Genomic DNA, 16,503 nt, shown 5'->3' with positions numbered 1-16,503 from the left:
AGAATGCTAATTATCTAATTGTGGCATGTAGTGAAGCGTAATAACTTTGTGCCTCCCTCTGCATCCCATCCCAGGCACCGAAGTGACACGCGAACAAGCCCTGCTCCAAGCCGTTCAAGCCTACGACAACGGCGACCTGCATGCCGCGCTGGCCCGCCGCGTCGCCTACGCGACGGAAAGCGAAGTGCCCGACCAGGCGCCGGCCCAGCATGCCTACCTGAACGAAGAACTGGTTCCGCTGCTCCAGCAACTGGGCTTCGCCTGTGAGGTGCACCCCAACCCCTCGGGCGCCGACCTGCCCATCCTGGTGGCGCGCCGCATCGAGCAGGCCGGTCTGCCCACGGTGCTGATGTACGGCCACGGCGACGTGGTGCGCGGCGACGCCGCCAAGTGGGAAGCCGGCCGCGATCCCTGGCTCCTGCAGGTCGAAGGCGACCGCTGGTACGGACGCGGCACCGCCGACAACAAGGGCCAGCACAGCATCAATCTGGAAGCCTTGCGCCAGGTCATCGCCGCGCGCGGCGGCAGGCTCGGTTTCAACACGACCTGGCTGATCGAGACCGGCGAGGAAGCGGGCTCCCCCGGACTGGCCGCCTTCTGCGAGGCACAGCGCGAGGCGCTGGCGGCGGATGTCTTCATTGCCAGCGACGGCCCGCGGCTGAGCGCGCAGCGTCCCACCCTGTTCATGGGCTCACGCGGCGCGGTGAACTTCGAACTGAAACTGCGCGCGCGCGAACGCGGCTACCACTCGGGCAACTGGGGCGGCCTGCTGGCCAACCCCGCCATCGTGCTGGCGCACGCCATCGCCACGCTGGTCGATGCGTGCGGCCGAATCACGGTGCCCGGCCTGCGCCCGCCCCCCATCCCGGAGGCGGTGGCCGGGGCGCTGGCCGACCTGGAAGTCGGCGGCGGCGAAGACGACCCCGACATCAACGCGTGGTGGGGCGAACCCGGGCTGAGCGCGCCCGAAAAAGTGTTCGGCTGGAACAGCCTGGACGTCCTGACCTTTGGCGCCGGCGATCCGGCCAAGCCGGTCAACGCCATACCGCCCGAGGCCGTGGCCTGGTGCCAGCTGCGTTTCGTGGTCGGCACGGACTGGCGCGCGCTGGAAACGCACGTGCGGGAACACCTGAGCGCGGCGGGCTTCGAGGACGTGCAGGTGCGCATCGGCATGCAGGCCGGCGCCACCCGTCTGTCGCCCGACAATCCCTGGGTGCGCTGGGCCGCGGCCTCGCTGGAACGCAGCACCGGCAAGCGGCCGGCGCTGCTGCCCAACCTGGGCGGCTCGCTGCCCAACGACATCTTCGCCGACCAATTGGGACTGCCCACATTGTGGGTGCCGCATTCCTATCCCGCTTGCGCCCAGCACGCGCCCAACGAACACCTGCTGGGCAGCGTCGCCCGCGAGGGGCTGGCCATCATGGCTGGCCTGTACTGGGACCTGGGCGATCAGGGCAGCGCCCTGCGCCAGGCGGCTGCGCGCCCGTCTTCCAACGCCAACTGACCGGAATCTCCGACATGAACGTCAAACTCCGCGCCGCCCTGGCCGCCGCAAGCCTTGCCGCCGCCGCGCATGCGGGCGGCGTCCAAGCCGCCTATCCTGAACAGGCAATCAAGATCGTCGTACCCTTCACGCCGGGCGGAGCGACCGACGCCGTGGCGCGTCTGCTGGCCAACAAGCTGTCCGGCAAGTTCGGCCAGCCGGTCATCGTGGAGAACCGCCCCGGCGCATCCACCGTGATCGGCGCGGAAGCGGCGGCGCGCGCGCAGCCTGACGGCTACACCCTGATGCTGTCGGGCAGCACCACCTATACCGTGCTGCCGGCGCTCAAGCCCGGGCTGCCCTACGACCCGCAAAAGAGCTATGAACACATCGCCATCGTCGCCATGGCGCCCGTGGTGCTGCTGGCCAAGAACGGCCTTGCGGCCAGCACTGCGCAGGAAGCGGCGGCGCTGGCCCGGCAGCAAAGCGCCAAGGGCGGCCTGATGTACGGCACCTTCGGTCCCGGATCCGCGCCACACCTGGCGGGCGAGATGTACGCCGAGGCCGCGGGCGCCAAGATGTTGCCGGTGCCCTACAAGGGCAGCGCGCAGCTGGTCACGGCCATGATAGGCGGCGAGGTCGACCTGGGCGTGGACACCGTGTCTTCCGCCGCGCCGCAGGTCCGCGCCGGCAAGATCCGCGCGCTGGCCGTGACGGGCGAACGCCGCATGCCGCAACTGCCCGACGTGCCGACCTTCGCGGAAGCCGGCATGGCGGACGTTTCTTTCGTGGGTTGGTACGCGCTGGTGGCGCCGGCGCGCACGCCGGCCCCTGTGGTGGATACCCTGAGCCGCGCCGTGGCGGAAATCATGGAGGATCCGCAGGTCCGCAAATCGGTGGCGGACCTGGCGCTGGATCCGGTCTATCTGCCCGGGCCGGCATTCAAGGCGCAGATCACGAAGGAACTGCACACCTTTTCCGAAGTAGCGGCCCGCGCCGGCATCACGCTGGACTAACCGCGGCAGCTTGACGCCTGGCCTCAGTCCGGTTGGGTGCGGGTGATCTTGGACCCTTCCAGGCCCATGCCCGCCATCAGCCCCTGTCCGCCGAATGGCACGGCATAGACATCCTGGCTCAGGGTGGTGGTGGTAATGCTGGCGGCATAGCTGTCATCCACCACGACCAGGCTGGGGCCGGCGCCAAGCGACCAGCCGTCGCTCTGGTCCAGGTACCGCATCGCCGGCTCGTTCATGAAGAACAGCGCATAGCTGAACTCCTGCGCGCCGGCCTGAAGACCGAACGATACGGCCGATATGTTGTAGTAGGCCTGGACCTTGCCGCGACGGATGAGCGCGCCGTCGCCAGTTTCCGCGCCGACCAGCAGGCCGCCCTTCAGAATGCGGGGAAACACCAGCACGCCCACCGCCTTGTTGCCCAGTACACGCGTCTTGGGTTCCTGCTGGTACAGGCGATCCAGCGCACTCTGCGCTTCACGGCTGAGCTCGGCCGCGGACTCCGCCCTGGCCTGCGGCGCCAGGCAGATACAGGCGACCCACAAAAAAAGGCTGGCCCAAAGCCAGCCGCGGATACTCATAGGCAAAACGGACGCGCGACGCATACAGCCCCCTGATCTCGAAAGGAAAAGGACGGCAAGCGCCCGACGCGCTCGCCCCGACTTGCCGGATCAGTATTGGCAGGCGCCGATGCCTTGTCAAGATACACATGCACCTGGCCGCAGCGGCGGCATCAAACCCTGGGCGGCGTGGTTTCCCTTTCCGGGTGGCGATGCCGGCCCAGGGCTTCGATGAAGGCGGTCACGCTCTTGGCGGCGGCCGCCGCGTCCATCCTTAGCAGTCCGCCATCCGCCGTATCGGCGGACAGGCCCGCCGCGGCAAGCAGCTGCACGCCCTCGCCCATGCCCATCAAAGTCTTCCCGTGGCGATAGGCGTCGCGCAGGAACTCCAGCGCGCGTCCGTCCGATTCCAGGCGGGCCACCGCAGCCTCGCCGCCCGCCGCAACCACGCCATCGAACAGCGCCGAAGGATGGTTGTCCAGGGAAGCATCGGCATCCAGCGTGCCGCCCCCGGCAGCCGGGACGGGCCCGATGCGCTGCCCGACGAGCCGCACGATGGCGCCCGCCGCGATCAGCCCCTGGGCTACGGCGGACACGCTCTTGCCATCCGCGCCCTCCGCCACCAGGATTGCGACCTTGCGCGTGGCGATGCCGCCATCCCCAGGGCGCGCGGCCAATGACAATGCCGGCGACACCTCGACTTCCGGCTTGGGCGGACGCTCGATCGCCCGCGGCAAGGGCGCGGGCAAGGCCATGCCCAACTGGTCGGCCACGCCCTGCGCCAGTTCTTCGGACACGTTGCGCAGCGACGCGACCATGCGCTGGCGCACCGCCGGCACCGTGACCTTGCTCAATTCAAAGGCATAGGCGTCGGCGATGTGGCGTTTTTCCCAGTCTGCCTGACTGTCGTAGAACAGCGTCGCCTGGTTGTAATGCTCGGCGAATTTTTCAGGATGCCCTCGCAGTTCGTCGCCCGTCTCCGGCTCCGGAAACGACACGAAGCCATCCATGCCGGCCTGGAACGGACAGCCGCCGGCAAGCGAGTTGGGCTCGTAGGCCACGCGGCCGCGATGGATGGCCTGGCGATGCATGCCGTCGCGCTGGTTGTTGTGCACGGGCGCAAGCGGCGCATTGATCGGGATTTCATGGAAGTTGGGGCCGCCCAGCCGCGAAATCTGCGTGTCCACGTAGGAATGGATGCGCCCGGCCAATAGCGGGTCATTGGTGAAGTCCAGGCCCGGCACGATGTGGGCAGCGCAAAAGGCGACCTGCTCGGTCTCGGCGAAGAAGTTGTCGGGATTGCGGTCCAGCACCATCCGCCCCACCGGCACGACGGGCACCAGTTCCTCCGGCACGATCTTGGTGGCGTCCAGCACGTCGAAGCTGAAGCCTTCGGCCTGCTCCTCGGTGAATACCTGCACGCCCAGCTCCCACTGCGGGCCATTGCCGGCGTCGATCGCCTCCCAAAGATCGCGGCGGTGGAAGTCAGGGTCCGCGCCGGATACCTTCACGGCTTCATTCCAGACCTGCGAATGCGTGCCAAGTAGCGGATTCCAATGGAATTTCACCAACCGCGACTCGCCCGCGGCGTTGACGAAGCGGAAGGTGTGCACGCCAAAGCCCTGCATCATCCGGTAGCTGCGCGGGATGGCGCGGTCCGACATCAGCCACATCAGCATGTGGGTGGACTCCGGCATCAGCGACACGAAGTCCCAGAAGGTGTCGTGCGCGGACGCGGCCTGGGGCATGCCATGATGCGGCTCGGGCTTGACGGCGTGCACCAGGTCCGGGAACTTCATCGCGTCCTGGATGAAGAAGACCGGCATGTTGTTGCCGACCAGATCCCAGTTGCCCTCGTCGGTATAGAACTTCACGGCGAAACCGCGCACGTCCCGCGCCGTGTCCTTGGAGCCGCGCTCGCCTGCCACCGTCGAAAAACGCACGAACACCGGCGTGCGCTTGCCGGCTTCGGCGAACAAAGAGGCCGCGGTCAGGTCGGTCAGCGGCTTGTAGCATTCGAAGTAGCCGTGGGCCGCCGAACCGCGCGCATGCACGATGCGCTCGGGAATCCGCTCGTGGTCGAAATGCGTGATCTTCTCGCGCAGGATGAAGTCCTTGAGCAGCGCCGGCCCGCGCAAACCCGCCTTCAGCGAGTGCTGGTTGTCGCTGACGCGCACGCCCTGGTTGGTGGTCAGCATCTGTCCGCTTGAATCCGCGCGCACGCGTTCCAGCCGGCCGTCGGCCGCGTTGATGCCGGCCGCGGCCGCGCCCCCGGTCTTGGCCGAGGTCTCGGCTTCGGACAGCGAACTGGCCGTCGCGGAAGGATCCGCTGCCGCGACGTGCGCGCCGGCATAGGGGCACCGCGCCCCTGCTTCACCGTACTCCGCCGCCTTGCCGGCATTGTGGGGAATCGCGGCGGCCGTATCACCCACGGCCGCGGCGCGCTTGAGCGCCGGATGGCTGGGCTTGCCCGCGGGTCCGGACGCGGGGCCGCTGTCCGTATTCAGGTAGGCCGTGTCCACGGCCGCGCCTGCGCCGCCCTTGCCTGCTGCTTTCTTGGCTGGCATCGCAATCTCCTAGTGGCTCAACATCTTGCCGCGCGCCTGCTCGGCCCGCGATGCGCCGATGGCGGTCTCCACCTGCTTGACCTCTTCGGGCGGCGGCAGCACCGCCGGCAAGCCCAGCGACTGGATCCACAATTCGCGCGACCAGCCCTGCGTGTGATAAAGGTGGTGGTCCTCGTCGGTGGCCACGGCGTCATACGCCTGCTTCAATACCTTGGCCTCGTCGCCGCTGTGCTGCTCGGCAATCACGCCGATCAGGGACCAGTTCGCGTGGTCCTTGGTCTCGGCCAGCACCACGCATTCGGTGGCGACCAGTTGGGCCGCGTCCGGATCGCCCGCGCTGATCGCCATCTTCATGGCCTTGACCAATGCCTCGCCGATATGGCGCACGACCTGGCGGCCCGGCGGCTGCGCCTGCGGATCCAGCCGCAGTTGCTCGAATACGGTCAATAGCACCCGGCGATGCGTGCGGGTTTCTTCCAGGTAGCCGAGCCATTCCTTTTTCAGGTCCTCGTTCACCGCGCAGGACACGGCGGTTTCATACACGGCCAGGCCGCCTATTTCGGTTTCCAGGGCCTGGTACAGCAATTCCTCGATCTGCGAGGCGTTTGCAGCTTTGCGTTTCATGTGGCGCTCCTCTTTCATGTCTTGCGGGCATCCGCGCATGCCCGCGGCGGATATGCGGATGGAGCGCCTACCCAGCAATCGCCGTGCCCGGCCCGCGCGATGGCGATTGCCTGCGGCAGCTCGGAGCGGATGCCGCTTGCGCGGCAAAAAATACAAGGCCGACGGCAGGGACAACCTCGTCCCCATTTAGACTAGAATTGGAACCATTCTCAATAAAATCAGACCGCCCGGCTCGCGGCGGCGCCAACAAGAAAGAGGCTCGTCCTGAAATCCGGTTTCCGCCTATCCATGGCCTGGCTCCATACCTGGGTCGGCCTGTGGTTTTCCTGGCTGCTGTTCGCCATCTTCCTGACGGGATCGCTGGCCGTCTTCTCCGAACCCATCACGCACTGGATGACACCCGAGCACCAGGAGGCGGAAGCGCAGGCTGCGCAAAAGGAAAGCGTTCCGGTGGACCGCGCGCGCCGGCTGGAACTGGCGGTGGACTATATGGCGCGCAACCATGCGGGCGCCGGCATGTGGGAAATCTGGCCGGTGGACCGCTTTCACGACAACGGCCTGACGGCCTATTGGTTCGACCAGAACGGCCAGTACGCGGATGCCGAACTCGACCCCGACACGGGCGCCGAACTGGCGGACCACCACGACGCCGAAGGCCGCGCGACGATGGGCGGCACGCATTTCGTGAACTTCCACTACACGCTGCACAACGCCGGCCTGGGGCTGTGGATCGTTGCCTTCGCCAGCATGGCGATGCTGGTCGCGCTGATTTCCGGCGTGGTCACGCACAAGCGCATCTTCAAGGACTTCTTCACCTTCCGCGCCAGGAAGGGCCAACGGTCCTGGCTGGATGCGCACAACGCCGTGGCGGTGCTGACCCTGCCTTTCCAATTCATGATCGCCTACACGGGCATCGTGATTTCGAGCGCGATACTGATGCCCGCCCCCGTCACGGCCACCTACGGCCCGGGTCCCCAGGCCAGCCGCCTTTATCTGGCCGAACTGTCCGGCGAGGAGCGTCCCTCGCGCACGGGTGTGGCGCTGGCCATGCCGGCGCTCGAACCCATCGTGGCCCGCGGCGAACAACTGATCGGGCAGACGGCGCGCGCCATCGTCATCAACAATCCCGAAGATAGCTCCATGCGCATCGGCGTCTACGGCTGGAACGAAGACGCCGACACCTTCCGCAATATCAGCGCCACCACGGGCATGGCGGAGTTCTCCGCCAGCGGCGAACTGCTGCGCCTGCGGCCCGCGGGCGGCGTGCATGGCGGCGCGCCGGCCCTGGCGTTCCAGGTCATGAGCGACCTGCACATGTCCAAGTTCGGCGGACTGGCCGTCAGCTGGCTGTACTTCATCTGCGGCCTGGCGGGCGCGGCCATGATGGGTACCGGCGCGCTGCTATTCATGGTCAAGCGCCGCGCCAAGCATGGCGGAGAATTCGGCAGCGCGACGGCGCGCATGTACCGGCTGATAGAAGGCCTGAACGTGGCCGCGCTGGCCGGGCTGGCGATCGCCTGCATCGGCTACCTCTGGGCCAACCGCCTGCTGCCCGTGGCGCTGGAAAACCGCGCGCTATGGGAGTTGCGCTGCTTCTTCCTGGTGTGGGCGCTGACCCTGGCGCATGCCTGGCTGTGCAGCCCGCGCCGCGCCTGGATCTCGCAACTGGTCCTGCTGTCCGCGCTGTGCCTGCTGCTGCCGGCGCTATCGTTCGTCACATTGGGCGACCATCCGGCAGCGCAGATCGCGCGCGGCGATTGGGAGAGCGCGGGCGTCGAACTGACGTCCGCCGCATTCGGCGTACTATCGGGCTGGGCGGCCCTGCTGTTGTGGCGACGGCCCGCATCCGCGCCCATCCGGCGCAATCCCCGCAGTGACGCAGAGGCGGCCGCATGAACACCAACGACCTGTACGCGATTTCCATGGCGCTGCTGCTGACCTATTCAGGCATGGCCTGCCTGAGCCTGGCCATGCCGCGCCATTACGACCAGGTCTGGGGACGCGATCCCTCCGCCGGCCATACCCGCGTGCTGCGCGGCGCCGGCGTGCTGCTGCTGGCGCTGGCGCTACTGCCCTGCGTGGGACTCTGGGGCAACACCGTAGGCGTAGTGGCCTGGCTGGGCTGGCTGTCGGCCGGCGCGCTGCTCTGGGTCGGCATGCTGTCGTGGGCGCCGCGTCCGGCAGCCCGCACCGCGGCGCTGGCCGTGGCGATATCCCTGGCCGGGGTCGGCATCGGCTTCTGAAGCGCAGGTTTGACGCGCATCAAGCAAGCCTGATATCCAGGCGGTGCCGGGCGGCGTCCGCACCATATGTGGTGGTAGAGTTTTCACACCCTACTACATATGGTGTCAGTCATGCATATCCAGCACATCCTCAAGCGCGACGGCCGGGTCGCGGAGTTCGACCGCGACAAGATCGCCCAAGCCATGGCGGCGGCCGGCAACAGCACGGGAGAACTGGACCTGGCGGGCGCGCAGGCCTTGACCGACACCGTCATCGCCGCACTGGAAGGCAACCCCTGCCCGGGCGTCGAGACCATCCAGAACCGCGTGGAAGAAGCCCTGGTGCAGGCCGGCCATTGGCGCACTGCGCGCGCCTACATCGTGCACCGCGAACAGCACGCCCGGCTGCGCGCGCTGCGCCACACGCTGGTGGACGTGGAAAGCGCGATGGAGGAATACCTGGACCAGCGCGACTGGCGCGTCAACGCCAACGCCAACCAGGGCTACAGCCTGGGCGGCCTGATCCTGAACGTGGCCGGCAAGGTCACCGCCAACTACTGGCTGTCCAACGTATTCGCGCCCGAGGCGGGCCGCGCCCATCGCGAAGGCGACATCCACATCCATGACCTGGACATGCTGAGCGGCTATTGCGCCGGCTGGTCGCTACGCCAATTGCTGACGGAAGGCTTCAACGGCATCCCCGGCAAGGTCGAAGCCACGCCGCCACGCCACATGTCCGCGGCCATCGGCCAGATCGTCAACTTCCTGGGTACGTTGCAAAACGAATGGGCCGGCGCGCAGGCCTTCAGCTCCTTCGACACCTACATGGCGCCCTTCATCCGCCGCGACGCCATGACGTACGCGGACGTGAAGCAGTCCATGCAGGAACTCATCTACAACCTGAACGTGCCCAGCCGCTGGGGCACGCAGACGCCCTTCACCAACCTCACGTTCGACTGGACCTGCCCGCCGGACCTGAAGGACCAGATCCCGTATATCGGCGGCGAGGAAATGCCCTTCTCCTACGGCGACCTGCAGACCGAGATGGACATGATCAACCGCGCCTACATCGAAGTCATGATGGCTGGCGACGCCAAGGGCCGCGTGTTCACTTTCCCCATCCCGACCTACAACATCACGCCCGACTTCGACTGGGACCACCCCAACACCGAGCGCCTATTCGAGATGACAGCGCGCTACGGCCTGCCCTATTTCCAGAACTTCCTGAACTCGGACCTGGAGCCGCACATGGTGCGCTCGATGTGCTGCCGCCTCCAGCTGGACCTGCGCGAACTGCTCAAGCGCGGCAACGGCCTGTTCGGATCGGCCGAGCAGACGGGGTCGGTCGGCGTGGTGACGGTCAATTGCGCGCGCCTGGGCTACATCTGCCGCGGCGACGAAGCACGGCTGATGCAGCGGCTGGACCACCTGCTGGAACTGGGCCGCGACGTGTTGGAAACCAAGCGCAAGGTGGTGCAGCGCTATATCGATCAAGGCCTCTACCCCTATACCCGCCGCTACCTGGGCACCTTGCGCAATCACTTCAGCACGCTGGGCGTGAACGGCATCAACGAGATGGTCCGCAACTTCACGGCCGACGCCGAGGACATCACCACCGCCGCGGGCCATGCCCTGGCCGTGCGCTTGCTGGACCGCGTGCGCGACCGCATGACCGCGTTCCAGGAAGAGACCGGCCACCTGTACAACCTGGAAGCCACGCCCGCCGAAGGCACCACCTACCGCTTCGCCCGCGAAGACAGGAAGCGCTATCCCGCCATCCTGCAGGCGGGCAGCGAGACGCAGCCCTACTACACCAATTCCAGCCAGCTGCCGGTCGGCCACACCGACGATCCTTTCCATGCGCTGGAACTGCAAGAAACGCTGCAGGGCAAGTACACCGGCGGCACCGTGCTGCATCTGTACATGAACGAAGCGGTTTCTTCTTCCGCCGCGTGCAAGCAGCTGGTGCGCCGCGCACTGTCGAACTTCCGGCTGCCCTACATCACGGTCACGCCGACCTTCTCCATCTGCCCCAACCATGGCTATCTGGCGGGGCACCATGAGTTCTGCCCGAAATGCGATGCCGAACTGCTGGCCAAGCAAGCGGCATGCTGCACCCCGGCCTAGGACCTGTAAACGACAGGCCCCGGACCGGACCGCCGGGCAACCGCCCGGCATCCACTCCATAAGGAACCGCCATGCAAACCTTGATCGCTCCCGAAGTCACCACCGCTCCCGCCGCGCAATTGGACGACAGCCAGCGCGTGCGCTGCGAGATCTGGACCCGCGTCATGGGCTACCACCGCCCCGTCACTTCCTTCAACACCGGCAAACAGGGCGAATTCAATGAACGCCGCTTCTTCGTCGAACGCCGCGCCTGAGGGCGCCACGCGAGCCGCCGCGTCAGCCACGGGCTGCGGCCCGGGCACGCGGCGGCTGACGGCGCGCCCGGCCTACCCGGCCGCGCCGCAACCGGTGGCCCAGCCCTTGCCCCGGCATTCGCATGCCGTCGGCGGGCTGGTGCCGTTTTCCACCGTGGACTGGCCCGGGCAACTGGCGGCGGTCGTATTCATTTCGGGCTGCCCCTGGCGCTGCCACTATTGCCATAACGTCGAGCTCCAGACCCGCGCCGCCCGCTACGACTGGCGCGAGGTCCGCGCCTTCCTGGAGACGCGCAAGGGCCTGCTCGACGCCATTGTTTTCTCCGGCGGCGAGCCCTTGAGCGAACCGCGCCTGCCGCAGATGATCCGCGACGTCAGGCGCATGGGCTACCGCGTCGGCATGCATACCGCCGGCATCTATCCGCTACGCCTGGCCGACGTGCTGCGCCATCTGGACTGGATCGGCCTGGACATCAAGGCCGATGCCCAGGGCTATGACGACATCACCGGCCGCCGCGATTCACAGCGCCCCGCGCTGGCCTGCCTGACGCAACTGCTGGCGGCCGACATCGACTTCGAGTGCCGCATCACCTGGCACCCGGACTGGCTGGACGAGACCCGGCTGCTGACCCTGGCCCGCGAGCTGGCGCGTCGCGGCGTGCGCCGCTTTGCCGTGCAAGGCGCGCGCCGCTCGCCCGATGCGCCGCCGGTACGCGCGCTAAGCTCGCCGGCCCTGGCGCTGCTGATGCAATGGTTCGAGGAGTTCGCCTATCGCTGAGCCAGGTGCTGCCGCATGGTGGCCAGAAAACGAGGCGATCCCACCGCGCCCACGTTGCAGCGGGACCACGGCGACACCGCCGTGGGATCCACGCTGAACACGCGCCCCGGCGCCATGGTGACCTTCTCGGGTATCAAATCGGCCGCCAGCTTGAGGGAGTCCTCTACACCCGGAAAGGTCGACCACAGGTACAGCGAACTGGTCGGCCGGGTGTATACCCCGGCGCCGAGCGCGTCCAGCACCTGCAAGGCATGGCCGGTCGCCGCCTCCAGCCGCTGGCGCAGCCTGACCAGATGCCGTTCGTAGTGCCCTTCGCGCAGCATCACGTCCACCATGCGTTCGCAATACTCTGAGCTGCTGACATGCACCAGCGCCTTCAGGTCGGCCAGATCGCTGGCCAGGGCCGCGTTGCATGCGATAAAGCCCACCCGCAGCGCAGCCGAAAAGGACTTTGAAAAACTGCCTATGTAGATCGTGCGTTCCAGCTGATCCAGCGCCGACAGGCGCACGGCCGAGGTGGGCTTGAAATCGGCCAGCGGATCGTTCTCTACCACCGTCAGGTTGTAGCGTTCGGATAGTTGCAGGACCCTGTAGGCCTTGGCGAGCGAGATGTCCGAGCCAGTGGGGTTGTGCGCCAGCGACTGGGTGAAGAACAGGCGCGGCTTTTCGCGTTGCAGCAGCGCTTCCAGTGCAGCCACGTCGGGGCCGTCCGCCAGGCGCGGCACGCCCAGCATGCGCGCGCCGGCCAGCTTCAGTTTGCCGAACAGAGGGTAGTAGCCGGGGTTGTCCACCAGCACGGCGGCGCCCGGCGGCACGAAATAGCGGATCACCAGATCCATGGCTTCGTTCGCCCCATGTGTCAGCACCAATTGCGGCGGCGCCGCGTTGATGCCCACGTCGCCCAGTTTGCGCACCAGGCTCTCGCGTAGCGGCGCATAGCCGAAGCGGCTGCCGTATCGGAACAAGGCGCCCAACCCGGTGCGCACCACCTTCTGGTGATAGCGGTCCATGCGCATGTCCGCCAGCCATTCCACGGGCGGAAAGCCGTCCCCCACGGCCACGGCGTCGGGCTGGGTCTTGAGCTGTTCGCGCATCAGCCACACGATGTCCATGGCGCGGCTCAACTGCCCTGGCTCTTCTTCCGCAGCCTGGCGCGCGAACTTCGTCTCCAGCACGAAAAAGCCCGAGCCCCGCCGCGGTTCCACCAAGCCTTGCGCCACCAGCATTTCAAACGCCACCACCACCGTGTTCTTCGCATAGCGATGCAACTGCGCCAGTTCGCGCAGGGACGGCAGCTTGTCGCCCGGCCGGTAGAGGCCATCGGCAATCTGCTGGCCGATCAACTTGGCCAGGCTTTCGGCGATGGGCGCGGCGCGCTGGGGCCTGCCGCCGGTGTGTGCTGCTTCCACGCGCGTATTCCTGTTGGCTGGACTATCAGAATTGGTGCAGTGCAATGGTACTGTTTGCCAAAACTGTACCTCTCAATAGCGGTACAGTTTACCTAGAATCAGGCCACTTGATTCTTATACGGAGACACCTCATCGTGGCCGATTCACGCCTGCCCAACTTCCGCGCCCTGACCCCCGCGCAACGCCTGACAGCCATCGCCGACGCCGCCGCGCTCACGCCCGCGGAGCGCGCGCTGCTTGCCCAACCGGGCGCGCTTGGTCTGGACCGCGCCGACGGCATGATCGAGAACGTCATCGGTTCGTTCGAGCTGCCGCTGGGCGTAGCCGGCAATTTCCAGGTCAATGGCCGCGACGTGCTGGTGCCCATGGCGGTCGAAGAGCCCTCGGTGGTGGCGGCCGCATCCTACATGGCCAAGCTGGCGCGCGAATGCGGCGGCTTCGAAACCTCCAGTACCCGCCCGCTGATGCGCGCGCAGGTGCAGGTGCTGGGACTGGGCGACCCGCAAGGGGCGCGCCTGGCGTTGCTGCGCGAGCGCGAACGCATCGTCACGCTGGCCAACAGCCGCGACAAGGTGCTGATCGAGCTGGGCGGCGGCTGCCAGGACATCGAGGTCCATGTATTCCCCGACACGCCGCGCGGTCCCATGATCGTGATGCATCTGATCGTGGATGTGCGCGACGCCATGGGCGCCAATACGGTCAATACCATGGCCGAGGCCGTGGCGCCGCTGGTCGAACAAATCACCGGCGGCTCGGTGCGGCTGCGCATCCTGTCCAACCTGGCGGACCTGCGCCTGGCCCGCGCCCGCGTGCGTCTCACGCCGCAAGTCCTGGACACCAAAGAGCGCAGCGGCGCCGAGATCATCGAGGGCGTGCTGGACGCCTACACCTTCGCCGCCGTCGATCCCTACCGCGCCGCCACGCACAACAAGGGCATCATGAACGGCATCGACCCCGTCATCGTTGCCACCGGCAACGATTGGCGCGCGGTCGAAGCCGGCGCCCACGCCTATGCCAGCCGCTCGGGACGCTACACCTCGCTGACGCAATGGGAGAAAGACAATTCGGGCGCGCTGGTCGGCACGATAGAAATGCCGATGCCGGTGGGCCTGGTGGGCGGCGCGACCAAGACGCATCCGCTGGCGCAGGTGGCGCTGAAGATCATGGACCTGCGCTCCGCCCAGGAATTGGGCGAAATCGCCGTGGCTGTGGGCCTGGCGCAGAACCTGGGCGCGCTGCGCGCACTGGCCACCGAAGGCATACAGCGCGGCCATATGGCCTTGCACGCCCGCAACATCGCGCTGGTGGCCGGCGCGACGGGCGCGGAGATCGATGCGGTCGCCAAGCGCATGGCTGCGGAAAAAGACGTCCGCACCGACCGCGCGCTGGCCTTGCTGGAGGAACTGCGCAACCCGCGATGAGTTTGTCCCGCAAGGTCAGGCGGCTTTGCATGCAGCGACAGGCGCCCCTCGCGGGCCCTGGACAACGACAGAGGCGGCGCACGGACTCCCCGGATGCCGCCCGACCACAGAGGAGAGAGACATGAAACCAAGCACCCCGGCGCCCTCCTGGCGCCTGGCGGAAGTCTGGAGCGACACGGTGGACCTGCGCCAGTTGGCCTGGGCCATCGGCCTCGGCATCGTCATCAGCGTGGCGGGCTTCTACGCCGCCAGCCGCTGGCTGCGCGGCATCGTGGCATCACCCGAACTTGCTCACGCCTACGCCATGCTGGCCGGCCTGGCCGGCTGCGTGCTGGCGGGCGTGATCTGCGCCCGGCTGTTTCCGCCCAAGCGCGAAGTCATCGAACACAGCGCCGCCCATGATCCTGCCTGGCGCGCCGAAGTCCTGGCTGAACTGGCCGAGCAACCGGGCGGCCTGGGCTCCCTGGCGGACCTGCCTGAACCCACCAAGCGCGAACTGAAGGAACTGGGTCTGTACGAACTGTTCGCCGAAGCCGCCGCCCAACCCGCGCAACCGCAACCCGCCGCGGCAGCGCAGGCCGGCCCAAGCAAGGAGGCGCTGGCATGAGCGACCCCATCCTGCTTGAACAAATCATGGTGGCCGCCGCGATGGGGCTTTTGGGCGCGGTGGTGTTCGCGGCCATCGGCCTGGTGTCCGGCACCGACGAAACCACCACGCTGGCGCCGCTGACCCTGCTGGTGGTACTGCTGGGCGTGCCGCCCGCTGGCGTATTCACTTTCTTCCTGGCCGGCGCGGTCGCCAAACACATGACGCACGCAGTGCCCACGGCCCTGCTCGGCATCCCGGGCGATACGCTGGCCACGCCGCTGCTGCAGGACGCGAACATGCTGCGCAAGCTGGGCGTGCCGCACATCGCTCTGCGCAAGATGGTGTCCGGCGCCATCGTCGCGGCCTTCGTGGCCGTGCCCCTGGCCGTGCTGTTCGCGGTGCTGCTGGCTCCGTTCGGCGCCGCCATCACCAAGTCCGCGCCCTGGATCTTCCTGGCCGCCGCGGTGCTGATCGCCTATTTCTCGGCCGGACGCTGGGCCGCCGTGGCGCTGCTGGTGCCCTTCGTGGTGGTCATCATCGCGCTGCAAAGCCTCACGGCCAAGTACGGCGTCAAGCTGAGCATCAGTTACTTCCTGGGCATCGCCATCGGCCCGTTGATCGCGGATCTGTTCACGGTGATCTCGCCCCAGGGCCGCTCGCGCATGATGCGCGACAAGGTGCGCACGTTCTCGCTGGCGCCCGACGTCAAGGGCTGGTCGGGCTATTTTCCCAACCCGCTGAAGGTCATGGACCGCACGCAGACGCGCTGGACCCTGGCCACGGCCGCGATCTCCAGCGCCACTTTCGTGTTCAGCCCCGTGGCCATGACCGTGGTGCTGGGGGAACTGGTCGGCTCGCGCATCAAGCATGCCTACCACCGCCTGACGACGGTGCTGAGCGCGCGCAACGGCGTGACCGAGGCCACCTACATCGCCGAGGCGCTGATCCCGCTGATCGCCTTCGGCCTGCCGCTAAGCCCGGTTGCCGCCGGCCCGGCCGCGCCGCTCTTCAACGCGCCGCCGCGCTTCACGGTGGATGCCGCATCGGGCCAGACCCACAACCTGCACAATCTGCTCAACCACTGGGAATTCCTGGGTTACGGCATGCTGGCGGTGCTGCTGGCCGCGGTCGTGTCCTATCCGTTCGCGATGAATTTCGCACGCCGCGCCGCGCTCTTCGTGTCGCGCAAGGTCAGCCATGAAGCCATCATCGCCACCTTCGTCGGCCTGATCATCGTCATCAGCATCTGGGAAGGCCAGTTCCTCGGCCTGCTGGTGATCCTGACCATGGGCTTGATCGGCGGCCTGCTGTCGCGCCTGTTCGGCTTCAATACGGGCGTGCAGTTCATGGGCTATTACACCGCCGTGCTGTCGGTGCCGGCAATCGTCAAGCTGCTAGGCTAATGGCCCCCACGCCGCGCCCCTGCGGGGCTAGCTGCCCCCCGAAGGGGCTGGCC

The 16,503-nt window shown here is 67.2% G+C and carries 14 protein-coding genes; 10 read left to right on the top strand and 4 right to left on the bottom strand.

Annotated features, from left to right (window positions below; all coding sequences use genetic code 11):
• Positions 1-82 precede the first annotated feature (82 nt).
• Positions 83-1,504 (top strand): M20 family metallopeptidase, encoded by a 1,422-nt coding sequence (locus AC1RHV_RS01990; RefSeq protein WP_492299640.1) that lies wholly within the window; start codon positions 83-85, stop codon positions 1,502-1,504.
• A 14-nt stretch (positions 1,505-1,518) separates the two neighbouring features.
• Positions 1,519-2,499, top strand: a complete 981-nt coding sequence (locus tag AC1RHV_RS01985) for a Bug family tripartite tricarboxylate transporter substrate binding protein (RefSeq protein WP_119451129.1) — start codon at positions 1,519-1,521, stop codon at positions 2,497-2,499.
• Positions 2,500-2,522: 23 nt separating this feature from the next.
• On the opposite strand, the gene AC1RHV_RS01980 is transcribed toward AC1RHV_RS01985, so the two are convergent.
• The 3 genes from AC1RHV_RS01980 to AC1RHV_RS01970 form a co-directional block, all read right to left on the bottom strand.
• Complete coding sequence (locus AC1RHV_RS01980) at positions 2,523-3,077, bottom strand: lipid-binding SYLF domain-containing protein (RefSeq protein WP_233564586.1); 555 nt, start codon at positions 3,075-3,077, stop codon at positions 2,523-2,525.
• A 152-nt stretch (positions 3,078-3,229) separates the two neighbouring features.
• Positions 3,230-5,623 (bottom strand): catalase, encoded by a 2,394-nt coding sequence (locus tag AC1RHV_RS01975; RefSeq protein WP_119451127.1) that lies wholly within the window; start codon positions 5,621-5,623, stop codon positions 3,230-3,232.
• A gap of 9 nt (positions 5,624-5,632) precedes the next feature.
• Complete coding sequence (locus AC1RHV_RS01970) at positions 5,633-6,247, bottom strand: hypothetical protein (RefSeq protein WP_054456822.1); 615 nt, start codon at positions 6,245-6,247, stop codon at positions 5,633-5,635.
• A gap of 288 nt (positions 6,248-6,535) precedes the next feature.
• On the opposite strand from AC1RHV_RS01970, the gene AC1RHV_RS01965 reads away from it, so the two are divergent.
• The 5 genes from AC1RHV_RS01965 to AC1RHV_RS01945 all read left to right on the top strand — a co-directional run bounded on the left by AC1RHV_RS01965 (position 6,536) and on the right by AC1RHV_RS01945 (position 11,628).
• Entirely contained in the window at positions 6,536-8,143 is a 1,608-nt protein-coding gene (locus AC1RHV_RS01965; RefSeq protein ID WP_492299639.1) for a PepSY-associated TM helix domain-containing protein, read from the top strand.
• Entirely contained in the window at positions 8,140-8,490 is a 351-nt protein-coding gene (locus AC1RHV_RS01960) for a DUF3325 domain-containing protein (RefSeq protein ID WP_042793406.1), read from the top strand. The genes AC1RHV_RS01965 and AC1RHV_RS01960 overlap by 4 nt, the downstream gene beginning before the upstream one ends.
• Before the next feature lie 111 nt (positions 8,491-8,601).
• The gene (locus AC1RHV_RS01955; protein ID WP_492299638.1) at positions 8,602-10,596 is read left to right on the top strand and encodes a ribonucleoside triphosphate reductase; all 1,995 of its coding nucleotides are present in this window, start codon (positions 8,602-8,604) and stop codon (positions 10,594-10,596) included.
• Between the two features lie 71 nt (positions 10,597-10,667).
• The gene (gene nrdD / locus AC1RHV_RS01950) at positions 10,668-10,850 is read left to right on the top strand and encodes an anaerobic ribonucleoside-triphosphate reductase (protein WP_054456820.1); all 183 of its coding nucleotides are present in this window, start codon (positions 10,668-10,670) and stop codon (positions 10,848-10,850) included.
• Entirely contained in the window at positions 10,816-11,628 is an 813-nt protein-coding gene (locus AC1RHV_RS01945) for an anaerobic ribonucleoside-triphosphate reductase activating protein (protein WP_175180837.1), read from the top strand. Before nrdD ends, AC1RHV_RS01945 begins: the two co-directional genes overlap by 35 nt.
• On the opposite strand, the gene AC1RHV_RS01940 is transcribed toward AC1RHV_RS01945, so the two are convergent.
• Entirely contained in the window at positions 11,619-13,037 is a 1,419-nt protein-coding gene (locus AC1RHV_RS01940) for an aminotransferase-like domain-containing protein (protein ID WP_175180836.1), read from the bottom strand. The two genes, AC1RHV_RS01945 and AC1RHV_RS01940, sit on opposite strands and share 10 nt — an antisense overlap.
• 131 nt (positions 13,038-13,168) lie before the next feature.
• Between AC1RHV_RS01940 and AC1RHV_RS01935 the strand changes: the two genes are divergently transcribed.
• From AC1RHV_RS01935 to AC1RHV_RS01925, 3 genes are all read left to right on the top strand, one after another.
• A complete protein-coding gene (locus AC1RHV_RS01935; RefSeq protein WP_175160763.1) occupies positions 13,169-14,458 on the top strand; it encodes a hydroxymethylglutaryl-CoA reductase, degradative in 1,290 nt (429 codons plus the stop codon).
• Between the two features lie 121 nt (positions 14,459-14,579).
• Positions 14,580-15,065: a hypothetical protein gene (locus AC1RHV_RS01930; protein WP_054456818.1), complete on the top strand. Its 486-nt coding sequence runs from the start codon at positions 14,580-14,582 to the stop codon at positions 15,063-15,065.
• Positions 15,062-16,450, top strand: a complete 1,389-nt coding sequence (locus AC1RHV_RS01925; RefSeq protein WP_119451124.1) for a tripartite tricarboxylate transporter permease — start codon at positions 15,062-15,064, stop codon at positions 16,448-16,450. Before AC1RHV_RS01930 ends, AC1RHV_RS01925 begins: the two co-directional genes overlap by 4 nt.
• The last annotated feature ends 53 nt before the right edge of the window (positions 16,451-16,503 follow it).

This window comes from Achromobacter sp. GW823-FHT04E03 (genome assembly GCF_058796095.1).
This window is presented reverse-complemented; position numbering and strand designations above follow the sequence as displayed.